General features: G+C 42.4%; 9 protein-coding genes. 2 read left to right on the top strand and 7 right to left on the bottom strand.

Annotated elements, in window-relative coordinates; translation table 11 throughout:
• Window positions 1-3: 3 nt before the first annotated feature.
• The 5 genes from rfbB to B4Q04_RS03760 form a co-directional block, all read right to left on the bottom strand.
• The gene (gene rfbB / locus B4Q04_RS03785) at window positions 4-1026 is read right to left on the bottom strand and encodes a dTDP-glucose 4,6-dehydratase (RefSeq protein ID WP_088696035.1); all 1023 of its coding nucleotides are present in this window, start codon (window positions 1024-1026) and stop codon (window positions 4-6) included.
• A gap of 10 nt (window positions 1027-1036) precedes the next feature.
• The gene (locus tag B4Q04_RS03780) at window positions 1037-2044 is read right to left on the bottom strand and encodes a hypothetical protein (RefSeq protein WP_088696034.1); all 1008 of its coding nucleotides are present in this window, start codon (window positions 2042-2044) and stop codon (window positions 1037-1039) included.
• A 3-nt stretch (window positions 2045-2047) separates the two neighbouring features.
• Window positions 2048-3733 carry a DUF6909 family protein gene (locus tag B4Q04_RS03775; RefSeq protein ID WP_088696033.1) on the bottom strand — a complete coding sequence of 562 codons (1686 nt, stop codon included), beginning with the start codon at window positions 3731-3733 and terminating at the stop codon, window positions 2048-2050.
• 155 nt (window positions 3734-3888) lie between these two features.
• A complete protein-coding gene (locus B4Q04_RS03765; RefSeq protein ID WP_013993091.1) occupies window positions 3889-5385 on the bottom strand; it encodes a GH3 auxin-responsive promoter family protein in 1497 nt (498 codons plus the stop codon).
• 74 nt (window positions 5386-5459) lie between these two features.
• The gene (locus B4Q04_RS03760) at window positions 5460-6326 is read right to left on the bottom strand and encodes a M23 family metallopeptidase (RefSeq protein ID WP_013993090.1); all 867 of its coding nucleotides are present in this window, start codon (window positions 6324-6326) and stop codon (window positions 5460-5462) included.
• Between the two features lie 195 nt (window positions 6327-6521).
• Here B4Q04_RS03760 and tatA point away from each other — a divergent pair, with 195 nt between their 5' ends.
• Window positions 6522-6704, top strand: a complete 183-nt coding sequence (gene tatA / locus B4Q04_RS03755) for a twin-arginine translocase TatA/TatE family subunit (protein WP_013993089.1) — start codon at window positions 6522-6524, stop codon at window positions 6702-6704.
• 358 nt (window positions 6705-7062) lie between these two features.
• Window positions 7063-9597, top strand: coding sequence for an OmpA family protein (locus tag B4Q04_RS03750; RefSeq protein WP_236630962.1), 2535 nt, complete (start codon window positions 7063-7065; stop codon window positions 9595-9597).
• A gap of 405 nt (window positions 9598-10002) precedes the next feature.
• On the opposite strand, the gene B4Q04_RS03745 is transcribed toward B4Q04_RS03750, so the two are convergent.
• Both B4Q04_RS03745 and B4Q04_RS03740 read right to left on the bottom strand, forming a co-directional pair.
• Window positions 10003-10998, bottom strand: coding sequence for a DUF4837 family protein (locus tag B4Q04_RS03745; RefSeq protein ID WP_088696032.1), 996 nt, complete (start codon window positions 10996-10998; stop codon window positions 10003-10005).
• A 13-nt stretch (window positions 10999-11011) separates the two neighbouring features.
• A complete protein-coding gene (locus tag B4Q04_RS03740) occupies window positions 11012-12655 on the bottom strand; it encodes a lytic transglycosylase domain-containing protein (protein WP_088696031.1) in 1644 nt (547 codons plus the stop codon).
• Between the last annotated feature and the right edge of the window lie 144 nt (window positions 12656-12799).

Here is a 12799-nt window from a genome sequence, read left to right as displayed (position 1 = left end):
ACGCTAAACCTTCTGATATTTGTTTATATACCACGAAACCGTCTCCCGAAGTCCGGAATCAAAATCCGATTTCGGTCTCCAATCGAGTTCCGTCTTAATCTTGGTCGCATCTATGGCATATCTGAAATCATGTCCCAAACGATCTTTAACAAAGGTTATCTGTTCCGTATAGCTTCCTCCCTGCCTCGGATGTACTTCGTCTAAAATAGCACATATTTTTTGGGCAATGAAAATATTGTTGTGTTCATTATTCCCTCCAACAACATAGGTTTCTCCTGCTTTCCCTTGGGTAAAGGCGGCATTTATACCCGTACAGTGGTCCAGTACATATAACCAATCCCTAACATTCTTCCCATCTCCATAAATGGGGATTTCCTCTCCCGCCAAGGCCTTTCGGATAATGGTCGGGATCAATTTTTCATCGTGCTGTTTAGGCCCGTAATTATTAGAACAATTGCTGGTAACCACATTAAGTCCATAGGTATGAAAATAACTTCTCACCAAAAAATCGGAAGCCGCCTTCGAAGCGCTATAAGGACTATTGGGGGCGTATGCGGTATTTTCATTAAAAAATCCCGATTCCCCTAAACTACCATAGACCTCATCCGTAGAAATATGGTGAAAACGCGAGGTTTCAAAACCGGTCTTTGCACGGTTCGCCGTATCCAGCCAATGTTTCCGCGCAGCTTCCAGCAAGGTAAAGGTTCCGTTGATATTGGTCTTAATAAATGCCTCGGGGCCTTCTATTGAATTGTCTACATGAGACTCTGCCGCAAAGTGAATAACATCCGTAATGCGGTCGTTGTTAAAAATTGACCCCACCAAACCGGCATCGCAAATATCGCCCTGAACAAACTTATACCGTTCGTTATTTCTAACTTCTTCGAGATGGTCAAGGTTTCCCGCATAGGTAAGTTTGTCAAGGTTCACGATGGAAACATCGCGATGTTCCTCCAAGAAAAACGGAATGAAGTTGCTTCCTATGAAACCCGCCCCACCTGTTATAAGAATTGTTCTATTAGGCATTTTTGCTTTTCTATAACTGCAACTCTTTAGCTCTCCTGTTTAAAAACCGTATAAAGGATATCACAAAAAACAAAACCACCAAGGCCATAGGCACCAAGAAGAACTTATCGTTAAAAAAAGGCTTTTTAAAGACTTGGGGGTTTCCCATGTTGATAATACTAAGGATTTCTCCTTGATTCGTAAGTTCCGCTTTCTTTTCCTCTATTTCCTTTAAAAAATCGTTCTTTAGGGTCAATAGGGAAGCTATGTTCAAGGCACTTTCGTTTTCCATATAAACCGAACCATTTGCCTTTTCGGAACCCTCCCTCAATAAGGTTTTGGAGTAGTTCTCCAAAAGCTGATCAATTTGAGCAATAAGCCCGGTATTTTTGTCGATCCGCATTTGAGCATTTTCCTTAAATGTCTTTATAACTTTATCATAATAGGCGTTACCGTTAATATAATCCAATATTTTCCGGGCCGCTTCGGTTCCCTTGTCAGCATCGATATACGTAAAGGTCACACGGTGGGCCAAAATACTCTTTTTGGTAAGTTCTGAACGTACAATATCGACGACAAAGCTCTCCTCCTTAAAATTCTCTAAAAGCTCCAGATAACGCAGTTCCTGCTCTTCCTTCTCCTTAGCCTCCTCTAGGTCTGAAATAGGTTGGATCTCAATTTTAAACCCTTTTAAATCGTGTACCGAAATCCCCATTTTTTGAAAGAAGGCCGTGTCTTGACTGTAAATGTTGGACTGTATTTCCGCAATGGCATCGTACACATAATCCGTACTGTCAAAATTGGGCCTTACAATGGTCTCCGATTTCAATTTTTCATTCCCCAGCATGCTCAATACAAAACTAATGACCACGCCCAGCACAATCAGACCGATTAATATGAGTGCATTCCTCTTAAGGTATAAAAACACACGTAAAAAAGCGATCCCCACACGGTTAAAGCCATTCGCAATCATCTTGAGCAACTGCCCCAAATCGATTTCATCAGAGGAGGTAGTACTGTTTGGTTTGTTATCGGTCATCTATTATGAATTAAAAATTTGTTCCAATATTTTCTCGGTTATGAGATAGGTAGGCTTTACCCCTGTAGTTCCCAAGCCGCCCGAGGCCAAGGTACTTCCGGTTTCCAATGGGTTATCGGAGGCATAGTACGCATATCGTACTTTAACATTATCCTGTATGCTTTTACGAATCTTGGAGGCTGATTGTATGGCCTTTTGATAATGAACCCCTTCCATTTCAAGGCCTACCACGTTCCATGTACTTTGGTGAAAAAACTCGAGCACATCCTTGTTTTGAAGGGAAGTACCCAAAACAGTTACCATGGTACCTTCAAAAACCTTAAGTCCGTGTCCTTTAAAATCGTCGGCACACAGTTCGTTTTTGAACGGATAATTGTCTGCCGTACCTTCAAAGATATGGGCCGAAGGAATCATCAAATCTCCTTTTCCTCCTTCAAGAATACCCGCCTTTCCCATCACGGAAATAGAAGCTACATTCAGAAAAACCGGTTCTTTGCCCGGTTCCTTATAAGGCTTCAAGAGTTCATCAATGGTTTCATAGGCTTGTTCGCCAAAGGCATAATCCATTACAAAGATTACCGGCTTTTCCTCTTCCTTTATCCCTTTGGGCAAAGTATAACCACAAGCGTCCGCACTCATTTTTGCCGTATCGAACAACTGTACGTCTATGTTGGTACCTGAAAAATCATCAATAGCGATCATCCCGTTCTTTTTGGCCACTACCGTAACCTTGGCTCTCAGTTCTTCATTTAAGGAAGAGCTTAAGGCTTCATAGATTTTTAAGGATTCCTTTCCGGAAAATTCCTTTTTTAAGGCATTTTTGGCGAATAAGGTATTCATTACACTGTGCATATTCGCACTGATGATATGAATCGGCCGATGTAAGAGTCCGTTCTTTCGCAAGGTTTCCTTAATGGTGTCCGCCCAACGTTCCCCGTGGATATGGTGGCCCAAACGCTCGCGCAATAGCGAACTGAAGGTTATCGCCCTTTTATTACCGGTAATTTCTTCTTCTATGGCCAATTTGCCCAACCAATAAACAATTTCCAAAAAGCGATCGGGTTGTTCTTCGGTGGCAAATTGCTCATGAACCTCCATAATTTCAATAAAGGAGCGGCCTAAGATATTTGCGGTATGTATAACGGCCACCTCTCTTTCTGCCAAACTAAGTTCATCCTTATTGACGGCCTCTTCCAATTTAGACCAATCACGTATCGTACGATCGGTATCTTCGATCAACACCCTTTTACAGATTTTCTCCGACTCAATGAACAGAAACGTAAGGTGGGTCAAAATATCGTAGATATCTGAGCGTCCACGGGTAATTTCGATGTTCATTTGTTCGTCATCGATACGATAACAATTTCTTCGCCGTTTGGGAGGTACTATAGGTACAAAGTGGGATTTGCTATACCCTTCATCTGAGGTCAAATTGATAAATCGGCATTGTTCGATGCCCTTTGGCAAGCGTTCAAGGACATAAATGAGTCCGCTCAACTCGGCCTTTTCTTCAGCTATGGATCCGTATATTTCAGGTCGAAGTTGCAGCAATGCGTTTTTCAACGATTCACCCGATACGCCCGTAGGTTTATAGAAACCACGGTTGAACAGATGGCGCATTGTGATATAGAGGCGTTCAATGGCATTTGTAGATTCTTGAGCCCTCGTATTGTTAGTTGTATTTCCCATAACTAATTTCGTTCAAAATTACAATATTTTTCCCGGTATCGAGAACAAGGTAAATGTTGGTTTTTTCTTTGCTCGATATCCGTCTTCAATTGTTCTTAAGATTAAAAATATGGCAACTATTGCGCCCTACCAAAAAGAAAATATTCTTCTTCGTATTATTTCTTGAAAGAAACCAATCCATCCGCCACTTTACGGTCGTTGGCCAAACGTTGAACCTTGTTCTGCCCCCCCAGTTTTCCAATCGATTTCATATAAGCGTTGAAACCGCCTTCCTTTATTGGTGTGACCTTTAGGGTCTGCAAGATTTTCCCATCGATCAGGTCAAAATAATAACTGTTCTGCTTTTGTAAGGAAACATCTAGAATTTCTATGAACTTCGCCATATCGGTGGGTTCCTTTTCAAATTCCACCAACCATTCGTGATAGGGCAATTGATTGCCCTCGGGAGTAATTTGGGGTGCTACCGTAAACTCGTTTATACTGGCCCCGGTTTCGTTCACCGCCAATTGCATGGCTTCTTCCACTTCTTTCGCGATTACGTGTTCACCAAAGGCCGAGATAAAATGTTTGATTCGCCCAGAAACAATGATTTTATAGGGCTTTAAAGAAATAAACTGAACGGTATCCCCTAAGTTATAGGCCCAAAGACCGGCATCTGTGGAAATGATCATCACGTAGTTCACGTGCAGCTCTACATCTTTGATGGTAATCCGTTCGGGATTCTCATCAAAGAATTCATCGGCCTTAACAAACTCATAGAATATTCCCGAATCCAACAACAAAAGCATCCCCTTTTCATTTTGGGCATCTTGATAGGCAAAGAAGCCTTCACTTGCCGGAAAGAGCTCTATACTATCTACCTTTTTGCCGATCAAACCTTCAAATTTGGCCCGATACGGTTCGTAATTGACCCCTCCGTAAATAAAGAGTTGAAAGTTTTTGAAGAGGTCCCCTATTTTCTGTCCCGACTTACTTTCCAACTTTTCAAAATACATCTGAACCCAAGAGGGTATGCCCGCAATAACGGTCATATCTTCGTTCATGGTCTCTTCGACAATGGTATTTACCTTGGTCTCCCAATCTTCAATACAATTGGTCTCCCAACTGGGGAGGCGGTTTTTCTGGAGATAGTTGGGCACATAGTGAGCCGAAATGCCTGAGAGCCGACCCAATTTGATTCCGTTTTTTTCATCCAGTTCGGGACTCCCTTGTAAAAAAATCATCTTCCCGGTAACAAAATCGGCATTTCCGGTTTCGTCAATATAATTGAGAATGGCATTACGCGATGCGTTTACCTGATGTTTGATGGAAGTATCGGTAATGGGGATATATTTCGCCCCTGAAGTCGTTCCCGAGGTTTTGGCAAAATAAATGGGTTTGCCCGGCCAAAGGATATTTTCCTTGCCTTCTACAACTTCTTGTACATAAGGTTTTAAGGCCTCATAATCACGTATGGGCACCTTTTTCTTAAAATCTTCGTGCGATTTTATGTGCTCAAAACCATGGTCGACACCGAATTTGGTACGCTTCGCCTTTTGAATCAATTCACGAAAGACGGCTTCTTGGGTCGCTACAGGGTTATCTCTCCACTTCGCCGTTTGCTTGGCGATGCGTTTTGCGAAAATTTTTGCTGCAAGTGATTTTATCGACATATTAAGAATCAAATATCCAGGTTTAGGTGAGCACATCGGCCACGGCACTTCCGTAATTAATTAGGGGTATAAACTTAAAAATCTATGTAGTCTAAGGGGTTTACCGCATTACCATTGCTCCATAATTCAAAGTGTAGATGAGGTCCGGTGGTGAATTCGCCGGTATTGCCTACGGAGGCGATCACTTCTCCGGCCCTGACCACTTCGCCTTGCCTTTTATTGAGTGAACCATTGTGCTTGTAAACACTTATGAGTCCGTCCTTATGCTCTAGAATAATGACATAACCTGTATCGGCCGTCCATTCGGAGAAAATTACGGTACCGTTGGCAACTGCTTTTATAGGGGTGTCTTTAGGGGCCGTTACATCAACCGCGTAGTGTTGTTTTTCGGGATCGTAAGCGTTTGATATTTCACCGCTCAAGGGAGGAAATAGTTCGATTTCGGCCCCTGTGGCATTACGCTCGAACAAATTGTATTTATCTTCCAGGGCCACCTCGGCCCTTAATAGCGAATCTTCCTTTATTGGGGTAAGGTCTATACTCGATGGGTCAATTTTAAAACGTTCGCGCAATGAATCCAAATTCACTTCCTGTGATGCCACATCCCCTCGTAAGACCATACGTATACTCTCTAAATATCGATTCGTATTATGTAGGGACGCCACCAAAGAATCGGTTTTATAGGTCAGATCAGTAGCCTGTTTCTTAAGTTTGGTACTCGAGTAGCCCGGTATATATTCCCGCAGTGGCGTAAAGGCAATCAGCAGGGTGGTGAGTGCGATAAGACCAATGGTACAGAGCGAACCCGTAACAAAAACGTTCAGGCGACTCAGCTTGAAAGAGATTTTCTCTTCAAAGGTAGACTCATTAAGAATGACCAAACGGTACTTGTGCAGTAGCTTGCGTTTGATTTCTTTTCTCTTTTTGACTTTTTTCGCCATAAAGCAAATATAAAGGATGGAATCGGATTCTTATACGGTTGCCCGAAATTAATGATTCTTTGAAATACCACGGTCTAGCTTATAATACATTTAAGAAAACTCGGGCATATCTGTTAAAATAATTGCGTTGCCACTACATTTACGGTGATCGGAGTAACTTTTTTAGTATCTTTGAATCTGTTTAAAAACAAAACTATGACAACTTTACAGATATTTTTGGCGATAGGACCATGGCAAATAGCCATCGTCGTGTTGGTGGTTCTTTTATTGTTTGGAGGAAAAAAGATTCCTGAATTGATGCGCGGACTTGGTAGTGGTATAAAAGAATTCAAAGATGCTTCTAAAGAAGACGAGCCCCTAGAAGAAAAGAAAGACTAATTTATTACGACATAATTTTAGTTAGAAACCTTTGCCCAAAGCAGAGGTTTTTTTTGTTCCACAAATATACCATTTAGTATATTTATATTGCGGATTACGGGGAATCACTTGTTCCCTTCGACCTCCCAGACTTGAGAAGGCCTACTCTTCAGGCATCGTTCGTATAGGGTTTCATGCCTCAAAACCAGCATTTCACAACAAAAGAAAGCTCGCGTATAACCTTCACCTGAAATTTACGTTATCAAAGAATAATAGTTAAGGTATCCCCCTATCCAAAATAGCCTTAGCACCTACGTTTTTTAAAAATCCTACATGCCGTATCTTATGGATCGGCAAATTTTTTTCAACATACCAAATCATGAAAAAACTAATCGCCGCCTATATTTTTCTAGTGTCGTTCACCTGTATGGCCCAAGAGTTTCAGAATATCGACTCGGAAGAAATCGCACCCCCTTCCGAAACCCCAAGTGTTGATTTTACCCCAGTCTCGGAAGAAAGCTTTTCCGTCACCGAAACGTTTGAAGCGGCTGCCGATCGGCACGGTATTCCCAACCGAACCTTCAGCGACCTTGAAGGTGTTGAAAACGGCTATTACCTCATTTCCGGGGTTTTCACCGATTCTAAAACACTTGACAAAACCGTCAAAAAGTTAAAAAGAAAAGGCTTTGAATCGGCCAACTATATCAAAAACACAAACAATGACCTCAATTACCTCTATATAGCTTATTATCCTTTTGGACTAGAGGCCGTAGATGCATGGGTTTCAAAACTAGACGGTACATACAAAAATGATCTTTGGATATTGGAAATTGAAAACAGTGAAGCTATTGGTGGTGAAGGTATAATGTTCGACGACGAAGCCAAAACTATTGAAAGTGGCATAGCCTCTCTCAAAGACCAACCGGCCATGCCTGTCATTGAAACACGTGAAGACGGGATGTCCGCCGTTACTGAAACCACACCAAAGCGCGGCATCAGTGAATCTTCCGACAAGACCAAACTCATTCAAAGAGCCGATCATTTCTTTGATAAAATGTGGTATGCCGAAGCCGCCGAACTATACGAACAGGCATTGGAAAAAGGTGATAAATACCGATCAAAAGATGTCATCCAAAAAGCGGCCGACGCCTATTATTTCAACACCAATATGGAAAAGGCATACGAATGGTACAACGTACTTTATGAAAACTATGGCGAAGAGATGTCTTCCGAGAATATTTTTAAGTACGCCCATTCCCTAAAAGGCACCGGAAAATTTGCCCGATCCAAACGCCTTATGCGCCTCTACAACAAAAAAGTTAAGGATACCCCTAACGACGCATTGGCGAACAGGGCCCAAGCGAATGAGACCACCTTGGACAACATCCTAAGTTCCAAAAGCGATTTAGAACTCAAAAATTTGGCCATAAATACCCAGTACTCCGATTTTTCCCCAATGTTCCTTGATTCAAATCAGGTGGTTTTTTCCTCCGCCAAAGACTCCTCTATATTTACCTCCCGTAAGTACAAGTGGAACAACCAGCCTTACCTCGACCTGTACGTGGCCAAAATAAACGAAGAGACCAACGACCTAAAGGAAGCCTTAAAGCTTTCCAAAAAAATTAATACCAAATACCATGAAGCCTCGGTTACGTTTTCCCCCGATAACAAGACCATGTATTTTACCCGCAACAACTACGGTAAAAAACTCAAGAGGGATAAGAAGGGCATAAACCATTTGAAAATCTACAAATCGATCAAAGTGGACACCGAATGGACCGAAGCGACGGAAGTCTCTTTCAATAGCGATAATTACTCCACGGGCCACCCCGCATTGAGTCCTGACGGCAAGCAGCTTTATTTTGTTTCAGATATGCCAGGTAGCTTGGGCAAAACCGACATCTTTGTTGTAGACGTGCTTGATGACGGCAGTTTCTCCGAGCCCAGAAACTTGGGTCCGAGCATCAATACGGAACAACGCGAAATGTTCCCTTTCTTTAATGGGGAAAAGCTATATTTTTCTTCGGATGGATTAACCGGTCTTGGAGGATTGGACATCTATGAGAGCGCTTACGATCCCGAAAACGGTTTTCAAGAAGTAAAAAATCTCGGACAACCGATAAACAGCAATAAGGATGACTTTTCATATATCGTGAACGAAGCCAAGCAACAAGGATATTTTGCCTCGAACCGTGAAGGCGGCAAAGGCGATGACGATATTTATTCGTTCAAACGTTTGACCCTAGAGGAAACACCTGCCAACCATAATGCCATTGCCGGTGTCGTCACCGAACTGGTAACGGGTGAAGTAATGCCCCAGGCCTTGGTCGAGCTTTTAGATGAAAACGGGATAAAACTTAAAGAAACGATTGCCGATGATGAAGGGAATTTCATTTTCGAGGACCTCGACAGCTCAACCAAATACCTTCTTAAAACGGTTGAAGACAAATTTGTAGATAACGAAAGATTGATAGAAACGACGAAAAACGATACCGTAAAAGTCGATATCGCCATGAAACGTCTTGAAGAAATGATTGCCATTGAAGATGGTATCAAGAAAATCAAGACCGAAATGATCTATTTCAATTTTGACAAGTCGCACATCAGACCTGATGCCGCCAAAGAATTGGATAAGCTCGTCAATGTAATGAAGGAATACCCGAGCATGGTCATCAAAATTGAATCGCACACCGATTCAAGGGGTAGCAAAGTATACAACGAATACCTATCCGATAAAAGGGCCAAATCCACTAGGGACTATATCGTTTCCCAAGGTATCTCCCCTGAACGTATAGAGAGTGCCATCGGTTACGGTGAGAGCAAGCTTCTTAACGAATGTGACGGATCTACGCCTTGTTCGGAAGCGGACCACGTACTCAACCGAAGATCTGAGTTCATCATTACACATATGTAAAAACCAAAAAATATGGAAAAAGAAACCGCTGCCCTACCAACAGCGGTTTTTTTATGTCTTAAAGACACGGGATACTTTCAACATTAAGAGAAGTTTTTAAGTGACCCTACCCTCATTTACAGATGATAACACCCTAGGTACAGCGACTGTAAAAAGAGTTTGTTAGAATCCTTATGGCTACCCCAAAACGATTAGTTAAAATAGGTTTTGACATGGAAGCCAAATGTGTCAATACTTGTTTTAAGCGTATTTAAAAGTCGTTTCCTCCCTAATCGAGGTTCTTCTACTATGTCCGGGCGAAAAGACTAGGCAAAAGCCCCTATTTGCCCAAATAAAGCGTTTAGGCACCAAACAAATACGGCCATCTTTGAAGATGGCCGTATTTGCTGTTTTATGTGAGTAAAATCAGTTTTTGACTCCCTCTATTTTAAATGTCTTCAAGATTGCCTCCAATTCAAACAGATCGTTTCTTTTTTCGGTTGCCGGGGCAAATACAAAGCCTTCCAACACCAGTTTCCGATTGTTTTCCTTATCGTTTAAGATGTAGGTAAGAAAGGGTCCTGCCATAGGGAAGTTCTTAATATCCCAAAGGCCTCTTACTTCAACTCCTTTTAAACCACCGATTTCGGCAGGATAAACATAGGGAGCAAATGCAGGCTCGGTGCGCATATGGGTGATCTTGTTGGGCACATCGGGTCCGGGAATGTATAGGGCCCCTATAGAATCACGCATGGCCACAATATCCTTTACCAAGGTAGAATCGTTCGAAAAACTATCGCCGGGCATTTCATATACGGTGATATTGGCGGTGCCTCTTTGTATCTCTCTATCGATCCAAACAAAATTGTCTTCTTGCTTTCCCACCTTGTAAATAGAGGGTATGTTCAGGGAAATACCGAACTTGTCTTGCAATACGGTCTCTTTGCTCAATGAGCGTTCAAACCGTTTTTGGGCCGCCTCGATTTCCATATCCTTAAAAGCGGTGATGATATCATCGGCCTTGGCCTTTACATTTTCTATTATCTCGTCCTTGCTCGTACCCTTAATAACACCAACACGCTGCGGTGAGGCGTACATATCGGTTTTTACGTGGGCCAGGTTCAGAGAGTCTTCCATCACGTAAAGAATAGATCGTGTATTTCGAATTGATCCCGTGAAAAATTTTGGGGCGACCTGATCAATAGTGAACAAAGGCTCGTCCATAGGCATTCCGACCACGGGGGCCGCAAAGTGTCGCCTTATGGTATCACCCACGCTCCCCTTCCATAGTTCGTTATCTATAACAACGACCATAGAATTGATCGCGCCAACTGAAGATGGCAGGTATTTTTTGCTTTTTGATTCTTTACAAGAAGAAAATAAGAGGGTTAAGAGTAAAAATAATGTTCCAGCTTGTTTCATTTTAAGTTTAGGTTTACGATGAACATTCGCACAATTTCAATTTTGTGCCCGGTTTTAGGTTTTTACCACTAATACCGTTCCATTGTCGTAAATTTTCAACAGAAATTCCTGGATATTTTTTCGAGATGGTCCAGAGTGAGTCCCCGCTCCTTACTGTATGGGTCTTTGTCCCAGATGCGTAGTTTTTTGAAGAAGTCGATGTTTTGGTCGACGCCACCGTTGAACCTGGCATTCTTCTCGGGTAAATGGTAAGGCGCTGGCCAATTCTAAGATTGTTGCTTCTAAGACCGTTCCATTGTTTGATCTGGCTTACGCGCACCCCATAGAGTTCTGCGATACGTCCGAGAAAATCGCCGCTGCGTACCTTGTAGCGAACACGGTTTTCCTCTGCCTCCTTCACCAATTTCGGCAGGGGACTCTCCTCGCTCTCCAATTCTTTTTTTACATGGGCATAAATGGCCTCTTCGTTATGTACAAAACTGCCAATAGCATATTTCGGTAAGCGCAAAACGTGTTTTTTTCCCTCAACATAAGGGATAACGTTCAACTTGTACGAAGGGTTCAAAACGATGAGCTCTTCTTTTCCAACACCCGTAAGTTCGGCTAGCTGATCAAAGGTAATAAGGCTCTTTACATGAACGGTATCGGTTTCAAAATAGGCCCTTTCTACCTGTTGCCCCTTTAGACCGTGCTCTTCGGCATATTCAAACAAGTACATTGTAGCCAAAAAAGCCGGTACGTAACCTGCTGTTTCACGTGGAAGATAGCGACGAATGTTCCAGTAGTTCTTATAGCCCCCTGACCTTCTTATCGCCTTGTTCACGTTACCCGGACCGGAATTGTATGCGGCCAAGGCCAAATCCCAATCCCCATAAATATCATATAATTTCGCTAAGAACTGGCATGCGGCGGTGGTCGATTTAATAGGGTCGCTCCGTTCATCCACAAAACTGTTCACGTTCAGATTATACTGTTTTCCGGTACCGTACATAAATTGCCAAAGACCGGTAGCACCTACACGTGACCTTGCCCGCGGGTTCAATGCGGATTCAACAATGGAAAGGTATTTCATTTCCAAAGGAATATCGTAATTGTCAAGCTCTTGTTCAAACAAAGGAAAGTAGAACTGGCTTACCGTTAGCATGCGTTCCATTAGATCCCTTTTTCTGAAAAGAAAAGATTTGATGACATTTTCCAACGAAGGGTTATAGGCAATATTGAACGGAGTCTTTTGGTTCAATCGCTCCAAACGGGCTTTGAGGGTATCAGTAGGCAATGAGGTCGGATAGGATTTGTCGTAATCCAGCTTTTCAACTTCGTTGAACATCTCTTGTGAGAGGCTTGCGTTGGCGTAAAGTTCCTTCATCCACAGACTATCGTACTTAGCGGCTTCCGGCAAATCACGCAATTTCACTTTTAAGCCGGTACTGTCCTTTAAAAGCACAATGGGACTGTCGTTCAATGCGATACTGTCATGGGCCATTTGCTCCATTTGTTCAATACCGTTCAAATCCATCGCCAAGGTATCGGATACCATACCGACCGTTTCGTCTTGAGGGCCTGTAACAGAATCTCTTTCCTGTTCTTGGGCCACTATAGGCAAAGCCAATACCAGACTTGAGAATATCGTGAGAAAATGTTTTCTGTTCTTTGTCATCAAATGTGTTTATAAAACAAGGCGAATTTATTTATACAAATAGGGTTACAGCATGCCGTAACCCTACTAAAATCGTTCTTTTTTATTGAATAATAAAATTTTTAACCAATAAAGCGGTGGCGCACAGCCTCCCCGTTTATCGAT

Origin of the sequence: Zobellia sp. OII3 (assembly GCF_002211465.1) — a bacterium.
Taxonomy (GTDB): domain Bacteria; phylum Bacteroidota; class Bacteroidia; order Flavobacteriales; family Flavobacteriaceae; genus Zobellia; species Zobellia galactanivorans.
This window is presented reverse-complemented; position numbering and strand designations above follow the sequence as displayed.

Excerpts from the sequence above, each read along its gene's own strand:
- B4Q04_RS03750 (WP_236630962.1), top strand. The coding sequence starts at position 7,063 with ATGAAAAAACTAATCGCCGCCTATATTTTTCTAGTGTCGTTCACCTGT.
- B4Q04_RS03780 (WP_088696034.1), bottom strand. The coding sequence starts at position 2,044 with ATGACCGATAACAAACCAAACAGTACTACCTCCTCTGATGAAATCGAT.
- tatA (WP_013993089.1), top strand. The coding sequence starts at position 6,522 with ATGACAACTTTACAGATATTTTTGGCGATAGGACCATGGCAAATAGCC.
- B4Q04_RS03740 (WP_088696031.1), bottom strand. The coding sequence starts at position 12,655 with ATGACAAAGAACAGAAAACATTTTCTCACGATATTCTCAAGTCTGGTA.
- B4Q04_RS03765 (WP_013993091.1), bottom strand. The coding sequence starts at position 5,385 with ATGTCGATAAAATCACTTGCAGCAAAAATTTTCGCAAAACGCATCGCC.
- B4Q04_RS03760 (WP_013993090.1), bottom strand. The coding sequence starts at position 6,326 with ATGGCGAAAAAAGTCAAAAAGAGAAAAGAAATCAAACGCAAGCTACTG.
- B4Q04_RS03775 (WP_088696033.1), bottom strand. The coding sequence starts at position 3,733 with ATGGGAAATACAACTAACAATACGAGGGCTCAAGAATCTACAAATGCC.
- rfbB (WP_088696035.1), bottom strand. The coding sequence starts at position 1,026 with ATGCCTAATAGAACAATTCTTATAACAGGTGGGGCGGGTTTCATAGGA.
- B4Q04_RS03745 (WP_088696032.1), bottom strand. The coding sequence starts at position 10,998 with ATGAAACAAGCTGGAACATTATTTTTACTCTTAACCCTCTTATTTTCT.